This is a genomic window from Olsenella profusa DSM 13989, assembly GCF_030811115.1.
GTDB classification, from domain to species: Bacteria; Actinomycetota; Coriobacteriia; order Coriobacteriales; family Atopobiaceae; genus Olsenella_F; species Olsenella_F profusa.
In genome coordinates this window covers 1,776,489-1,791,219 of sequence record NZ_JAUSQK010000001.1, presented here as the reverse complement: position 1 = coordinate 1,791,219, position 14,731 = coordinate 1,776,489, and the positions used below count along the sequence as shown (strand labels likewise).

The 14,731-nt window shown below is 64.8% G+C and carries 14 protein-coding genes; 9 read left to right on the top strand and 5 right to left on the bottom strand.

Annotated features, from left to right (window positions below; genetic code table 11):
• Nucleotides 1-88 precede the first annotated feature (88 nt).
• Together J2S71_RS08255 and J2S71_RS08250 are read right to left on the bottom strand one after the other, a co-directional pair.
• Nucleotides 89-1,180, bottom strand: a complete 1,092-nt coding sequence (locus J2S71_RS08255) for a KamA family radical SAM protein (RefSeq protein ID WP_307390711.1) — start codon at nt 1,178-1,180, stop codon at nt 89-91.
• A 73-nt stretch (nt 1,181-1,253) separates the two neighbouring features.
• Nucleotides 1,254-2,042: a 2,3-bisphosphoglycerate-dependent phosphoglycerate mutase gene (locus J2S71_RS08250; protein ID WP_307390708.1), complete on the bottom strand. Its 789-nt coding sequence runs from the start codon at nt 2,040-2,042 to the stop codon at nt 1,254-1,256.
• 261 nt (nt 2,043-2,303) lie between these two features.
• On the opposite strand from J2S71_RS08250, the gene J2S71_RS08245 reads away from it, so the two are divergent.
• The 7 genes from J2S71_RS08245 (at nt 2,304) to J2S71_RS08215 (ending at nt 10,052) form a co-directional block, all read left to right on the top strand.
• Nucleotides 2,304-2,633, top strand: a complete 330-nt coding sequence (locus J2S71_RS08245) for a hypothetical protein (RefSeq protein WP_307390705.1) — start codon at nt 2,304-2,306, stop codon at nt 2,631-2,633.
• 201 nt (nt 2,634-2,834) lie between these two features.
• Nucleotides 2,835-3,398: a PadR family transcriptional regulator gene (locus J2S71_RS08240; protein ID WP_307390703.1), complete on the top strand. Its 564-nt coding sequence runs from the start codon at nt 2,835-2,837 to the stop codon at nt 3,396-3,398.
• On the top strand, nt 3,398-5,053 hold the full coding sequence (locus J2S71_RS08235) for an NAD(P)H-dependent oxidoreductase (RefSeq protein WP_307390700.1): 1,656 nt from the start codon (nt 3,398-3,400) through the stop codon (nt 5,051-5,053). Before J2S71_RS08240 ends, J2S71_RS08235 begins: the two co-directional genes overlap by 1 nt.
• 127 nt (nt 5,054-5,180) lie before the next feature.
• Entirely contained in the window at nt 5,181-6,731 is a 1,551-nt protein-coding gene (locus J2S71_RS08230; RefSeq protein ID WP_307390697.1) for an MFS transporter, read from the top strand.
• A complete protein-coding gene (locus J2S71_RS08225) occupies nt 6,709-7,368 on the top strand; it encodes a TetR/AcrR family transcriptional regulator (protein ID WP_307390693.1) in 660 nt (219 codons plus the stop codon). Before J2S71_RS08230 ends, J2S71_RS08225 begins: the two co-directional genes overlap by 23 nt.
• Nucleotides 7,369-7,783: 415 nt before the next feature.
• Nucleotides 7,784-8,470, top strand: a complete 687-nt coding sequence (locus J2S71_RS08220) for a nitroreductase family protein (RefSeq protein WP_307390690.1) — start codon at nt 7,784-7,786, stop codon at nt 8,468-8,470.
• Nucleotides 8,471-8,528: 58 nt separating this feature from the next.
• Nucleotides 8,529-10,052 carry an alpha-amylase gene (locus J2S71_RS08215; RefSeq protein WP_307390688.1) on the top strand — a complete coding sequence of 508 codons (1,524 nt, stop codon included), beginning with the start codon at nt 8,529-8,531 and terminating at the stop codon, nt 10,050-10,052.
• 262 nt (nt 10,053-10,314) lie between these two features.
• Here J2S71_RS08215 and J2S71_RS08210 read toward each other — a convergent pair whose 3' ends face one another.
• Nucleotides 10,315-11,676 (bottom strand): GH32 C-terminal domain-containing protein, encoded by a 1,362-nt coding sequence (locus J2S71_RS08210; protein WP_307390685.1) that lies wholly within the window; start codon nt 11,674-11,676, stop codon nt 10,315-10,317.
• A 193-nt stretch (nt 11,677-11,869) separates the two neighbouring features.
• Here J2S71_RS08210 and J2S71_RS08205 point away from each other — a divergent pair, with 193 nt between their 5' ends.
• Together J2S71_RS08205 and J2S71_RS08200 are read left to right on the top strand one after the other, a co-directional pair.
• Complete coding sequence (locus J2S71_RS08205) at nt 11,870-12,205, top strand: TetR/AcrR family transcriptional regulator (RefSeq protein WP_307390683.1); 336 nt, start codon at nt 11,870-11,872, stop codon at nt 12,203-12,205.
• Nucleotides 12,202-13,116 (top strand): alpha/beta fold hydrolase, encoded by a 915-nt coding sequence (locus J2S71_RS08200; protein WP_307390681.1) that lies wholly within the window; start codon nt 12,202-12,204, stop codon nt 13,114-13,116. The genes J2S71_RS08205 and J2S71_RS08200 overlap by 4 nt, the downstream gene beginning before the upstream one ends.
• Nucleotides 13,117-13,503: 387 nt before the next feature.
• On the opposite strand, the gene J2S71_RS08195 is transcribed toward J2S71_RS08200, so the two are convergent.
• Nucleotides 13,504-14,544: a hypothetical protein gene (locus tag J2S71_RS08195; protein ID WP_307390678.1), complete on the bottom strand. Its 1,041-nt coding sequence runs from the start codon at nt 14,542-14,544 to the stop codon at nt 13,504-13,506.
• Entirely contained in the window at nt 14,532-14,666 is a 135-nt protein-coding gene (locus tag J2S71_RS12330; protein ID WP_370873237.1) for a MerR family transcriptional regulator, read from the bottom strand. The genes J2S71_RS08195 and J2S71_RS12330 overlap by 13 nt, the downstream gene beginning before the upstream one ends.
• Nucleotides 14,667-14,731 lie beyond the last annotated feature (65 nt).

Genomic DNA, 14,731 nt, shown 5'->3' with positions numbered 1-14,731 from the left:
GAGGGAGCGCAGAGAGCTCTACCTGTTACCGGAGAAGCCGACCGCCCAGGCAGCCGGAACGTCATGCACGCACCTCTTCTCGGTACCCCTAGAGCCAGCGCTGGCCCTCGGCGATCGGCTGGCGGAAGATCCTTCCCTGGTCGGACTCCTCCTTCGCCTGGTGGTACTTGAAGAGCATGTCCTCGCCTTGGGCGGGCCCGAGGATCTCGACCTTCCCCGTGACGTGCGAGAGCACGAAGCGGAAGCACTTCCCCTGGCCGTTCTGCATGCGCTTCGCCTGCTCCACGATGCGGTAGCCCTCGCGCAGGGGGACCTGGAACCGGTTGACCACCCCGGCCACCGGACGGCATTGGAAGACGTAGTACGGGATGACCCCGATCGTCGTGAGCCCCCTCAGCAGCGTCCCCAGCGTGCGCGCGTCGTCGTTCACCCCTCGCAGCAGAACCGTTTGGTTGCGGACGGGAATCCCCAACCTGAGAAGGCGGTCTATCGCCTCGGTCGACTCCTTGGTGATCTCCCTCGGATGGTTGAACTGCGTGACGACGTATATCCTCTTCCTCTTGGAATATTCCTCGAGGATCCCCAGCAGCTCGTCGTCCTCCGTGATCCTCTGGGGCAGGGTGACGGGGGTCCGGGTCCCAAAGCGAATGAGGTCGAGGTGTGCGATGTCGCAGAGTCCGTCAAGGTAGCGCCGGATGGTGGCGTTGCTGTTCATGAACGCGTCCCCGCCGCTGATCAGCACGTTCGAGATCTCCTCGTGCTCCCGTATATAGGCGAACATGCCCTCGAGGTGCTGTGAGGTCTCGTCCTCGCTGAGGCCCACCATGCGCCTTCTGAAGCAGTGTCGGCAGTACATCGCGCACTGGTTGGTGGAGAGGATCAGCGCCGTTTCGCGGTACTTGTGCTGCAGTCCGGCCATGACCGTGTTGGACTGCTCGCCGCTGGTGTCGAGGCTACCGCTGCGGTCCGCCTCCGACACGTCGGGGATGCTCATCCTCCTGATGGGGTCATCTGGGTCGTTCGGGTCAATCAGGGAGAGATAGTACGGGTTGACGAACATGGGAAACGTCCGCTGTAGCTCCCGCACGACGGCGACGTCCCCGTCCGACAGGCCGAGGGTGCCTTGAAGGCCACGGATGTCGCTATACCCTTGCGAGATGAGCGTCTTCCAACTCTCCATGGTCCATCCCTTTCGTTTCCGATGCCGTGACGGGAGAGACGGTGCGCAACGCTTGGGATGCAATGTCCCTCGGCTACACCTTGCCCAGCTCCTTCGTCTCGGCGATGCCCGCGGCCGCAGCCTCGGGGTCAAGGTAGCGGCCGCTCCCCTGCACCCGTAGGCCGCCAAACGCATCGCTCGTAAACTCGTAGGCGCGCGGAACGCCGGTGGGCACGTTGACGGTGCGAATCTCCTCGTCGGAGAGGCCTTCGATGACCTTGATGAGGGAGCGCACCACCGAGCCATGCGTGACGACGAGGACCGTCTCGCCGAGCGAGAGGCATGGCGTGACGAAGGCCTGCCAGAACGGCTCGAGACGCACGACCACGTCCCTCAGGCACTCGCTGCGAATCTGGGCGGGATCGAGGCTGTCGAGCCCATCCTGCGCGATGACGCCATAGCGCGGGTCATCTCCCTGCCACCAGGGCGAGCTCGTGGCAATCTCGGGCGGGCGCACGTCGTAGCTGCGACGGTAGGTCGTGAAGAGCTCCTCGCCGTAGCGCTCCCGCATGGCGGGACGCGCCTCCCCCTGGAAGGAACCGTAGTGGCGTTCGTTCAGCCGCCAGCTCCTAATCACGGGGACCCAGAGACGGTCGACCACGTCGAGCACGATGTCACAGGTCTCTATCGAACGGCGTAGCAGGGAGGTGAACGCCGCATCGGGCCTGATGCTCGCGTCACGGATGAGCTCGCCGGCATGTCTTGCCTGGTCGCGGCCGCGCTCTGTGAGTGGGATGTCCGCCCAGCCGGCAAAGCGGTTCTGGGCCTTGTCCGTCCACGTGGACTCGCCGTGCCTCATGACCACCAACGTCGCGCTTCTCATGGCAGCCTCCCCCGGTCTTGGCTCCCTGCAACACGCAAACGGTCCTCGCGCGTCAGCAGCACGAAGAGCTCCCTCTTGAAGTTCCCGCCACACCTGTTTGCATCATACCCACCCACTGACCTTCAGGAATCAACAAGTCAGCGAACAGGCAGCATGGGCCGGTAACGCAACCTGGCATTCCTCGCCTTCGCCCTCGCTGGGCTCCGCCTCGTCATTCCGGCAGGCATCAGGCACGATGCGTTCGTCAGGGTGCATCCGTACGTGGAGGACTTCTACACCACGACCCAGAGGGAGACTGCCAACAAGCTCTTCTCCCGCGGCATCGTCGGGGGCATCACGGCCATCTTCGTGGGCGTCATGCTCTCTGCCACCCTCGGCGATGGCGTCGCCTGGGTTAGAAGCGCCTTTCTCGTCTGCGTGGCGGCGGGCGTTGCATTGCTCGTCTACGCATCGCTCATGCATGGTCGCATCGATGTAGGCGCGCATCCTCTCGAACGCGTCACCCCAGTCACAGCGTCTGGTTGCCATGAGTCCCCACCCTACGAGAAGATGCCGTGCACGCACTGGCACACCGTAGGATGGCATCCCTAACGTCGGCCTTCCTTCCTCTGCGAGCAGCATATGCCAAGGGATGAGGCGGGCAACGGGAACATGCCCCAGCGTGCAACGGACGAGTGCCCCAGCACCCGCAGCTGCTGACGCTACGTCCTGTCTCACTTTTCTCATCCCCTTGACATATACCACAAATGTAATATTCTACTTATAGAATATTACCGAGCGAGAGGGGACGGAATGCTCAAACATGGCGTACTCGGGCTGCTGAGCTATGGAGACATGACCGGATACGAGATCATGGAGGTGTTCAGGGACTCCCTCGCGTTCTTCTGGAACGCGAGCACCAGTCAGATCTATCGCGAGCTCCAAGGACTCGAACGCAAGGGGTTCGCGAGCAGCCGTATCGAGGAGCAGGAGGGACGACCCAACCGTCGGGTCTACTCCCTCACCGAGGCGGGACGGGAGGAACTGTCCCGTTGGCTCTCGCCCACGGAGGCTGACGTGCGTGGCGACGTGCAGATTCGCTTCCCCTTCCTCCTGAGGCTGTTCTTCATGGCAGAGGCACAGGCCAGCGAGCAGGAAGCCTACGTGCAGGTACTCGTCGCGCTCAGCGAGCGCTTCGTCACGGCGATGGAGGATGTGCCGGAAATCATTGGCGCATACGGCTCGCACGAGGGCAATGCCGGGAAGTCCGTCTTCTGGATGATGACGGCCGACTTCGGCATCCGCTATGCGCGGATGCTGCACGAGTGGAGCCAGGCATGCAGGGACCAGCTCGATACGCTACAGGAGGGGAAGTAATGAACATCCTGCTCATCAACGGCAGCCCCAAAGGGTCAGCCAGCAACTCCCTCAAGCTCGCGTCGGCGTTCGTGGACGGCATGAGGGACGCGAGGTCGGACGTGGAGCTGCGCACCCTCGACGTGAGGTCGCTGGACATCTCCCCCTGCAGGGGCTGCTTCTCCTGCTGGGGTAAGACGCCCGGCGCGTGCTGCATGCACGATGACATGGCGCAGGCGCTCGAGGACCAGCAATGGGCCGATGTCACCGTCTGGAGCTTCCCCCTGTACTACTTTGGCGTCCCCGGCCCTCTCAAGAACCTGATAGACCGCCAGCTTCCCACCTCGCTGCCCTTCATGGTCGACCGCACCGACGGCGTGGGCAACGGGGCGCACCCCTCGCGCGTCGACCGCACGGGCAAGCGCACGGTGTTGGTGTCCACCTGCGGGTTCTACACAGCGGAGGGCAACTACGACGCCGTGACAGGCATGTTCGACCACATCTGCGGACGGGGCGACTACGAGACGATCTTCTGCGGGCAGGGCGAGCTGTTCCACGTGAGGGAGCTGCGCGAAAAGACCGACGCGTACCTCTCCGTCGTGCGCCAGGCCGGTGCGGAGTTCGCGGAGGCGGACGTAATCGCCGCCGGTACGCGCGGGCGGCTTGAGAGGCTCCTCTATCCCAAGGAGACATACGAGGCCATGGCGAACGCGAGCTGGGGCATCAAGGGGGATGGGAGCACGACCGCGCCCTCGTCCGAGGCCCTTGCGTTCACCAGGCAGATGGCACTGCTGTACAACCCGGCGACGTACGCCGGCACGACGCGCGTGGTCGAGATGGACTACACCGATATCAAAGAGGTGTGCCAGATCAACCTGACCGACCAGGCGGCCGAGGTCGTCGAGGGGCGCCCCGCCACCGCGACCACGGTGATCAGGACGCCGCTTGCGGTGTGGCAGCAGATCGCCCGCGGGGAACTCGAGGGCACCCAGGCGCTCGGCCAGGGACTCTACACGGTGGAGGGCGACTTCTCGCTCATGATGGAGTGGAACAAGGTGTTCGGCTCCAACGAGGAGCCAACCGAGGCTGGCCCCACATCGGATGCGACGAAGCCCGCGCGCAGGCCACCCGTGATGATGGCGTCCCTGCTCCCCCTGATGGCGTTCTGGATCGCCACCCCCATCAATGCCCTGGCGGGCTCCCTGGCCGTGCTCGTCACCTGCGCGATAGAGCCCCTGCTGCTCGTCCGGCACGAGACGACGGTGTATGACACCCTCTCCCTTGCCATGGCATCCCTGTTCTCGCTGGCGGTGCTCACCGGCGTCGGGGGGTCGTGGGCGCAGCCGGTGTCGTATGTGCTGTACGGGGCCATGTGGGCGGCGTCGTGCGCCACGGGCGTCCCGTTCACCGCCCACTACGTCAAGGCCCGCTATGGCGGGGACAGGGCGCTGGGAAACCCCCTCTTCATGGACTGCAACCGGATCCTTACCTTGGCGTGGGCGGTCGTGTTCGCGCTCAGCGCCGTACTGGTCGCGACCCTGTCCGCCACCCCCCTGCATCCCTACTCGGGCATGACCGTGAGCGCGCTCTCCCTGCTCATGGGTGCCTTCACCAAGTGGTTCCAGCGCTTCTACCCCGCCTGGGTGGCGGCAGGGAGACCATCGCCCCTCGGATGACACGCGCCCCATCCCGACGATGTCGCACCAGGCTGCCATCGTCTCCCCCTTGACATTCATATGATATTGAGTAACTTACTCGTATGCTAGTGAGTAACGTACGGATATGCGAAGAGGGGCGGTGCGCATGGCCACAGGACAGGGAGACGACCCGACGACACTGGGTGCAGGTGCGACGAGGCAGGCGTGGAGGGCCTTGGGGGGCCTCTGCCTGGGAACGTTCGTGTGCTTCGCCAACACGACGGCCTTCAACGTCGCCCTCCCCACGATCTCCGTCTCGCTGGGGGCCGGCCAGGTGGAGCAACAGTGGATGGTCTCGGCATACAACCTGATCTTTGCGGCGTTCATGCTGCTCTCGGGATCCCTGGGCGACAGGTGGGGCGTCAAGCGCACGCTGTTGCTGGGCACGGGCGCCTTCGTCGTCGCATCGGTCATCGGCGTCCTCGCGCCCAACTCCATGGTCACCATCGTTGCACGAGGCCTCATGGGACTTGGGGCGGGCTTCTACGTCCCCATGGGACTGGCCCTCATCAAGTACCTGTTCGACCCTGAGGGACAGCTGCGCGCCCTCACGCTGCGCGCCATCGCGATGACCCTGGGGGCGCCCTTTGGCCTGGTGCTCGGGGGCCTGCTCGTCCACTTTGCCGGCTGGCGCTCCATCTTCGTGTTCGACCTGGTGGCCTTCGTCGTCACCATGCTGCTCAATGCGGCCCTCCTGCCCCATGAGGGGGAGCTGCTCCATGAGGGGGACGGTGCGTCCGGCGGTCGGCTGCCCCTCCTCTCGGCGCTGCTCGCACTCGTTGGCCTCTCCCTGCTCTCGGCCGGCCTCATCAACGCGCAGGTCTCCCTCGCCTCCCCGGACTCCTGGGGCCTGATGGTGGCGGGTGCCGTGGCAATCGCACTGTTCGTCCGCCACGACACGCGGTCCTCCAACCCACTTGCCGAGCTTGGCCTGCTACGCACACCCTCGTTCGCGGCCGCTTCGATGTCCCTGCTCGCACTCAACCTCGCCATATCGGGCATACTGTTCGTCCTGCCCTCCTACGTCGAGACGGCGCTCGGGAACGGCGCGCTGGTAGGCGCCCTCATGCTCATGCCCATGGTCATCGCCGCCATGGCGGGATCCGCCATCACCAAGCAGGTCGCGGATGGGCTGGGCAAGCGACGGGCATGCATGGGGAGCCTCGCCCTCATCGCCCTCGGCCTGGTCGTCATGGCCGTGTCGACGACCCTCATGGGCTATCCCTTCATGGTCGTGGGGCAGTGCGCCTGCGGCCTGGGCATGGGCATGGGACTGCCCACCATGCAGGGATGGGGCATGGAGCGCGTCCCCAACCAGCGAGCAGGTGGCGGCTCCGCCCTCATCTCCACCTTTCAGCAGCTCGGATGCCTTGTGGGTATTGGCTCTCTCGGCTCGATCGTGGGTTCGGTCTATGCCGCGACATGCCGGGGAGGTGCCGCCGAAGGCTTCGCGTCCATCTCGCTTGCCTTCGAAGCCGCAGGCACGCAGAGTGACGTGCAGGCACAGGCGATACGTACCGCCGCGAGTGGCGCATATGCCCATGCTATCCTGGTGACGTTCTGCGTGACGGCCGTCGTGCTCCTCCTAGTGGCGGCATACGTCGCATACACATCAAAATGGGAGCAGGAAGACCATGCGAGAGACTGGGCAGGCTGACAGACGCGGCACCTCGGTGCGGGCCGTACGAGCTCGAGAGACGTGGCAGGGAGAGCGCCTGCGCTCGACGCGCTCCCGCCTGCGCTCCTGCGGCCTCAGGCTCATCGACGAGCGCGGCTACGACGAGACGACGGCACGCGACATCGCCCAGGCCGCCGGCGTCTCCGTCATGACGTTCTTCCGCCACTTCCCCTCCAAGGAGGACGTCATCCTGGGGATGCCGCCCGACAGCGCCGCCATCGTGGTCGCCGAACGCACGCTGGGCACGGCAGGAGAGGACGCGCGCCCGCTCGATGTCGCCCACACCGTCCTCGATGCCGTCGTGGGCGAGCTTGGCGGGGAGGGGCTCTCGGACGTCGCCCTCAGGCTCGCCATCGTGCACGAGAACCCCACGCTCCTGAGGGCACTGTACGCGCGTGTCCCGCGCTGGGAGCAGGTCGTGGCCACACTGCTCCCGGACTCCCTGCGCCCCCCACGCGACTTCGCGACCCACCTCATGGCAGCCACGGTCGTACTGTACTGGGTCGAGGTCATGCGCGAGTGGTCACACCGCGGCGGAACCGATGCGGATGCCGCGCTTCTGCGCACGGTCGCCGACGAGGCGGGCGAGGCACTGACGGCATCAGGGGCGCACTGAGGCGCTCACCGCCTTCGATGGCACCAAGATCAAGGTTCAGGGTCCGTGAGAACGACACGCCCCTGAAGGACTTCAGGACGTGGTTCGCAGGACCGGTTGTCACGAGCCACCGAGACAGAGCAACGGCAGCCATCGGCCTCAGGTCACGCCTCGTCATTCCTCGTCCTCCTGATCGCAACCGGGTATGTCCGCAGTCCGCAGGCGAGCATCTCGTCTCGATATGTGGGGTGTCATCCCCGTCACACCCGTCCGAGCAGGCAGCGAAGCCCAGCCTGCCGCCGCATGACCACCCCCGCCCGGGGCGGCGACCTCAGCGTCCCCATTTTCGTGCGCCCCATGGTACCCGACCCCGACCGTGCAAGAGCGCTATCGTGGAGGCGGACAGGACGAACCCCACCCAAGGAAGGAATGTCCCATGGACCTGACCGAAGCTATCGAGACACGCCACTCGGTGCGCGCGTTCACCGACGAGCCCATCGACCCCGGGCAGCGCGAGGAGCTCGAGCGCATCATCGCCGAGGAGAACGCGGCCGGCGACCTGCACATGCGCCTGATCTGCGACGAGCCCAAGGCCTTCAGGAGCACCATGGCGCACTACGGCAGGTTCCGCAACGTGCGCACCTACCTCGTCCTGGCAGGCGTCCCTGCCGACGACCTCGAGGAGCGCTGTGGCTACCACGGCGAGCGCGTCGTCCTGGAGGCGCAGCGCATGGGGCTTAACAGCTGCTGGGTGGCACTCACCTTCAAGCGGCGCCAGGTGAGGCGCATGCTGGAGCCGGGCGATCGGCTTGTGGTCGTCGTGGCCCTGGGGCACGGCACCACGCAGGGCGTCCCGCACCGCTCCAAGGACGCGAACAAGGTCGCGACGGGTCTCCCGGGCTCCCCGGACTGGTTCCAGCGAGGCGTCGAGGCGGCGCGCCTTGCCCCCACCTCCATCAACCAGCAGAGCTTCCTGCTCACCCTTGTGGACGGGCGGGATGACGACGGGGTGGCGCCCACCGTACGAGTGGAGTCCAAGGGTGGCCCCTATGCCACCGTGGACCTGGGCATCGTCAAGCGCCACTTCGAGCTGGGAGCCGGCAGGCCCCTGCGCTGGGCATAGGGATCGAACCAACCCGCGGGGCCGGACGTGCCCCGACCACACATCCGAGGAGGGCCTCATGACCACCTTCAACGGCACCATGCTCCAAGGCTTCTCCTGGTACCTGCCAGCCGACGGCAAACACTGGGAGCGCCTGCGCAAAAACGCCAAGGCCTTCGCTGCCAGCGGCATCACCAGCATCTGGCTCCCGCCCGCCTACAAGGGGCAGGCCGGTGCTAACGACGTGGGCTATGGCGTCTACGACACCTACGACCTGGGAGAGTTCGACCAGAAGGGCAGCGTCGCCACCAAGTACGGCACCAAGGACGAGTACCTTGCCGCCATCCGTGCCCTCAAGGCCGCAGGCATCCAGGTGCTCGCGGACGTGGTGCTCAACCACCGCATGGGCGCCGACGAGGCCGAGCAGGTGCGAGCCGTGGAGGTCAACCCCCAGGACCGCGACCAGCCCGCAGGCGGCGAGCAGACCATCACGGCCTGGACCCGCTACACCTTCCCCGGGCGCGCAGGCGCGTACTCGACGTTCACCTGGAACTGGCACTGCTTCCACGGCTGCGACTACGATGCCGCCACAAACCGCAGCGGCATCTTCCGCTTTGCGGGCAAGCACTGGGACCCCGACGTCACCCACGAGAACGGCAACTACGACTACCTCATGGGCTGCGACGTCGACGTGATGTACCAGCCCGTCTTCGACGAGCTCGTGGCCTGGGGCGCGTGGTACACCAAGACCTGCGACCTCGACGGCTATCGCCTGGACGCCGTCAAGCACATCGAGCGCGAGTTCTACCGCAGGTGGCTGGCGCAGATGCGCACGACGAGCGGCAAAGAGCTCTTCACCGTGGGCGAGTACTGGTCGGGCGACCTCCAGGAGCTCAGGGACTATCTGGGCGATGACGCGCCCATGAGCCTCTTCGACGTGCCTCTACACTACAAGCTGTACACTGCCTCGACGTCGAACGGCGACATGAACCTCTCCACCCTCTTCGACAACACGCTCGTAGGTGCCGATCCCACTCATGCCGTGACCTTCGTGGAGAACCATGACACCCAACCTGGCCAGGCCCTGCAGTCCTTCATCGAGCCCTGGTTCAAGCCCAGCGCCTATGCCTGCATCCTGCTGCGCGAGGCCGGCTACCCCTGTGTCTTCTACGGTGACCTCTACGGCATGCCCAACGACGGCAACGTCCCCGCCGTGGCCGAGCTGCCCCTGCTCATGGAGGTCCGCCGTCGCTTTGCCTATGGTCCCCAGCACGACTTCCTTGCGAACGCCGATGACATCGGCTGGACGCGCGAGGGCGATGGAGACCATGAGGACAGCGGCGTGGCCGTGCTTCTCACCGACCGCGACCAGACGCAGCTTACCATGAGCGTGGGCACCTCCCACGCCGGCGAAACGTGGCGCTGCGTGCTGGGAGACGAGGCAGATGTGACCATCGCGGATGACGGATCGGCCACCTTTAGCGTAGGCGGCGGCAGACTTGCGGTCTACCTGCCCGAAGGTGCCGTCGCCATGCTGGAGAGCGACTTCAAGGCACTGCGCCGGGCAAAGCGTCGCGCGCCCAATCCCTCGCCCACAGCGTAGACGTAGGTGTCTCATGGCCTCCGTGGAGCGTTTTGGCCCCAAGTGCGTGGCTCCCTTGTCGCTTCTGCGACGGTGGAAGGCTCGTTTGCTGCCAATTTCCTCGCCCGATGCGCTCGAGGTGGAATTGGATGGCACGTGACGGGCCAATTGCGCCCTTGATTTCTCCCGAATTGGCAAGGAGCATCACGCACTTGGGGCCAAAACGCTCCCGCGACCGCCGGGATGGGTGTGTCGGCACTCGCCGTGGGTGCCCATCGTCGCATCAGCGCCGACGGGCATCGCCACGAACCTGCCGACAATATGTGAGGCAGCCGATCCATAGGCGATAGGATCCCCATACGCTCTGGAATCCATGCTGGTGAGAGCATGATGATGACCACCGTGGTGCCAGCTGCTGCACCATCCCTGCAATGCCACACACAACGACCGGGATGGTCGCAACCCCACCAGCAACGGTACCCACACCCGTACCGCCCATGATGGTGATGGTGGCACTGCCTGGGTGTCGGAGGAGGAGTGGGGATCGACTTGGGGTGCGCCGTGTCATAGCGGTGTCCCAGACGCCAAGATCCACATAGCCCTTCTCATACGCACGGGCATCGGCCTTGTCCTGGTCGGTGAGCTGGTAGGCGATGAGCCCCGTGCCATCGATGGAGACGCGAACGGTACCATCCCGTACCGTGGCGGTTACATGGTACGTGTGCCCGTAGGAGAGGTCGGCCGCCACCTGGGTGAAGGTATGGTCACCCTTGAAGTCGAACAGCCGCAGCGTGCCATCCGAACGAAGCCGGATGGCGTAGCAGCCGCCAAACGGATCGGTGATCTGAGAGCCAAACACCAGGTTGGTGGTGGAGTCGCTGTAGTTCACGTCCACCTCATACGAGAAGTTCCCATCCAGGCTGTACTCCTCGGAGGACATGAGGAACGCGTTGAGCCCGGCGCCATCGACGTGATAGGCTCGGCCATCGATGTGCCACGTGCCTGCCGTGGGAGTGAGGCCATCGACGTTGGTCTTGAACTCGTTGGCATGGACGGTGACGGTGATGGTCTTGGTGATGGAAGGATCTGCCGCACTCGCGATGGTGATCGTCGTGGTGCCAGGCCTGCTGGCGACGATGCTGAGGCCTGTATCGGCGCGTACGACCCACGCCACGCCTGGTTCGCTCGAGGAGACGGTCCAACCCTGGTCCGTATAACCCGGCGTCACCCACACGCGCACGTCGCTCGTGGCGCCAGGGTTGGCAACCACAGACGTGGCGTCAACGCTGATGCCGGTAGGCGTCAAGGACTGCTCGCCCTTGACGGTCCAGATGCCGGCCAGCTGATGCACTGTGGCATCGAGCGTTGCCACACCGTTCTCGGCGAATGCGGCCAGGCCATCGGGATAGCCCGTGGGGAAGATCTGGTTGGCACCAGAGACGGTGTCATCCGCCGTGAAGACCTCGACGCTCATGCGATCCACGAAGATGTGGAGGTCGACGGAGCCGTCGTGGTTGGTCACGACCTTGGCCTGCCGATCTGAGGCTGAGAACGTGTCACTGACGGTGATGCCGGACTGGGAGCGGTCGATGGCGATGGTATACGTCGGGAAGTCTGGGGCCGGATGGCACGAAGGCACGTACACCAGGAGAACGGGGCAGCCATCTCGTCCTCCAGCACGACGCCCGTGGTCCCGTCCTTTGCGACGGCCATGGCAGCTGGGAAAGCGACGGCTCAAGCAGATGACGTTGAACTTGGCTCCGCCCCTTCGGCCGTCCGATCAACGGGGATACGATACCCTCTCATTAACCGATTCGGTCAGAAGGAGGGATCCGGTCATGAACGAGCACTTCCTCGCGTTGCCTGCCGCATGGCGCGACGCGATGCTCGACGCGGGGTTCGGGATGTTCTTGCGCTGCCCCTACGCCAAGGCTCCCATGTCGGAGGTCGCCGTGGCAGGTGGCGTCTCCAAGCCCCCGCTCTCCCACTATTTCGGCAACAAGCTCGGTCTCTACCTCCATCTCTGGGAGACGGCCCTGGGTGAGGTGGCGCGCTCGACCCGGAAGCACGGGGTGCTTGAGGCCGACGACATCGACGTCGACGGGATAGAGTGCGACATGGGGGCGATCATCGACCGCTGGTGCGTCGCGCTTTCCGAGGAGGTGGCCTCATGAGCGGCGATCTCGAAGGCCTGCCGTCGCCTTGCGATGCACCGTACCCGGGCGACGTCGAGCCCGCAATCGCTGCAGGGATGGTCGAACGGACATTGCGCACCGAGCACGGAGAGGTGCGCTACTGGGTGAGCGAGCGGGCGGACGCGGAGCGCGGGTGGGTGGCCTTCCTGCCCGGCCTCTCGGCCGACCACACCCTGTTCGACCCCCAGTTCGCCCACTTCGCGAGGCGCTGGAACCTCGTCGTCTGGGACGCTCCGGGCCACGGGCTCTCGCGCCCGTGGGGCAAGAGGCTCGACCTCGACGACATGGCCGGCGCGCTTTGCGAAATCCTCGAGGCGTGTGGGGCGGTGCATCCCGTCCTCGTCGGCCAGTCGCTCGGCGGCTACGTCGCGCAGGCCTACCTCGACCTCTTCCCCACCCGCACGGCCGCCTTCGTCTCCATCGACTCGTCACCTATGCAGCGACGCTACTACAAAAGATGGCACCTGGCCGTGCTGCGCCACATGGAGGGGATATGCCGGCTCTGGGGCACCGAAGGCTTCCTGCGCGGCCAGATCGCGGGGAACTGCTCGACCACCGAGCACGGGCGAAGGAACATGCTCCGGCAGATCGAGCGTTACTCGAAGAGGGAGCTCTGTGCGCTGTACGGCGGGGGCTTTAGGGCGATCTCCGACGCCGTGGCGAAAGACCGCGCGTACCGCATCGACTGCCCGCTCATGATCGTATGCGGGACCGAGGATGCGGCGGGCTTCGTCAAGGCCTACGACAAGGCGTGGTCGAGGGAGACCGGCGTGCCCGTCATCTGGGTCGAGGGCGCGGGACACAACGCCAACGTCGATGACCCCGCCTTCGTCAACACCGCCATCGACCGGTTCCTGGAGTCCACGGTCGAAAACCACTCGCCGGGCTAAGGTCCCTGTGGCGACAATGACCCGCCGAGCGCGTGCAACTGCCCGAGAGTTGGACGATGCGCAAGGGGGAGGCATTACCGCAGACATGGCCTACTCAGGGGAGCTGCTGGACACCCATGCCGAAGAAGCTGAAGGAGTATCGAAGGTAGGAGAGCTCCAGCTTGCGGAATTGCATGATGGACCTGGACCCTCTCGGACCGAAAGCGAGCGGAGACACCGATGAAGCTGTTCCTGACGTCCTATCTGGCTGGCACAAGGGGACTCACCGACGCGCTCCTCTCGGAGACGGAACCTAGGGAGATCGTGCTCGTCCCCGCCACCGCCAGCGCCAGCGTGGAACGCGTGACTCGTCCGGGCAGGCTAGCTGGCACAGCAACCCACACCAGTCTAATCCAAGATGGAGGGAGCCTTGGGGGCGTCCAAGCCGTCATCCAAGAACCCCGCGGGCACATTGCCCCTGTACGTTGCCAACGTGGTATGGGTCTTACCATAGGCCGTCCTGGCGTAGGAGACCGGAAACCCCTGCTCATCATAGATGGTCGTAGACGATTCCGCTGATGCCGGGTCACTTGAGTCCCGCGTCTTTGTCCTCGAGGATACCTTGTTCGTGTTGGGATAGTACTCGACCGTCTCATCATACGTACAGGTCTCGATGGACGAACCATCGAGGGCCCAGGTCCCGTCGTCCCGCAATGTCGAGCGAACCGATCTGACCACGCGCCCTTCGGAATCGAGCCAGTTCGTGCAGCAACTGTCCGGCTGCTGTGTGTCCCTATCATAATAGTACGTACGCTCGAAGTCGCCCTGGTCATCGGTGCCATACTCGTATGTTTGGGAGCTGGGCCAGTCGATCTCGTCGCCATGGGATCCGTAGTGCCAATGCGCCGTCTGGCGGCCCTGATCGTCGTACTCGAAGGTCTCGCGGTCATTGGAGGTGACAGCGTTCGATTCGACGATTCTCCCGGCGGCGTCATAGCTCTTCGTCATGGTCAACGTGCCATCTTCTCGACGGGAGACGTTAAGGCTGCCGTCATCGTGATAGCTGTAGGTGGTCTCGAACGACCTCTCGGTGTTCGGCCCGCCGCCCTCGCACGAGCCGGTAACCGAAGAGAGCCTCCCTTGGTCGTAGTGATAGTAGCTGACCGACCACGTGCCCCCATCGGAATTGAAACTCTCCGATGCGACAAGCGTCCCACCGGCATCGAACTGGTAGGTTTTCCAGAACCGAGAGGAGTCGTCACCCATGATGAGGATGGCGCCACCTCCCTCTGGGACCTGCTGGTTCCAGAGGGCCGACGTATCGCGCGAGGAGCCGAACTCGCCCATGCCCGTGCTCTCGCATCCCGCAAGACAGACGCAGAGCAGGAGCGTGGCAAGGGTGCAGACGGCAACGTGCAGGCTGATATGGACAACTCTCATACGTTCCATGGGTAGGGCCTATCATGACTGGCGGCCACAAGTCGATGGTTGCCATCGGGGCCATTGCGGCGGGTATGACGTGAGGGCAGCAGACCGATGTGGTCGTAATGTCGAACCGTACGAATCGTCAGACCGCAGCAACGGCAATCTCACCGCTCGTATATCTCTTCTCGCTCATGCCAATGCCTCCCTGCCA

What these genes read in the sequence shown, in the direction of transcription:
- J2S71_RS08255 (WP_307390711.1), bottom strand. Translation starts at nt 1,180, where the DNA reads ATGGAGAGTTGGAAGACGCTCATCTCGCAAGGGTATAGCGACATCCGT.
- J2S71_RS08250 (WP_307390708.1), bottom strand. Translation starts at nt 2,042, where the DNA reads ATGAGAAGCGCGACGTTGGTGGTCATGAGGCACGGCGAGTCCACGTGG.
- J2S71_RS08240 (WP_307390703.1), top strand. Translation starts at nt 2,835, where the DNA reads ATGCTCAAACATGGCGTACTCGGGCTGCTGAGCTATGGAGACATGACC.
- J2S71_RS08235 (WP_307390700.1), top strand. Translation starts at nt 3,398, where the DNA reads ATGAACATCCTGCTCATCAACGGCAGCCCCAAAGGGTCAGCCAGCAAC.
- J2S71_RS08230 (WP_307390697.1), top strand. Translation starts at nt 5,181, where the DNA reads ATGGCCACAGGACAGGGAGACGACCCGACGACACTGGGTGCAGGTGCG.
- J2S71_RS08225 (WP_307390693.1), top strand. Translation starts at nt 6,709, where the DNA reads ATGCGAGAGACTGGGCAGGCTGACAGACGCGGCACCTCGGTGCGGGCC.
- J2S71_RS08220 (WP_307390690.1), top strand. Translation starts at nt 7,784, where the DNA reads ATGGACCTGACCGAAGCTATCGAGACACGCCACTCGGTGCGCGCGTTC.
- J2S71_RS08215 (WP_307390688.1), top strand. Translation starts at nt 8,529, where the DNA reads ATGACCACCTTCAACGGCACCATGCTCCAAGGCTTCTCCTGGTACCTG.
- J2S71_RS08205 (WP_307390683.1), top strand. Translation starts at nt 11,870, where the DNA reads ATGAACGAGCACTTCCTCGCGTTGCCTGCCGCATGGCGCGACGCGATG.
- J2S71_RS08200 (WP_307390681.1), top strand. Translation starts at nt 12,202, where the DNA reads ATGAGCGGCGATCTCGAAGGCCTGCCGTCGCCTTGCGATGCACCGTAC.
- J2S71_RS08195 (WP_307390678.1), bottom strand. Translation starts at nt 14,544, where the DNA reads ATGGAACGTATGAGAGTTGTCCATATCAGCCTGCACGTTGCCGTCTGC.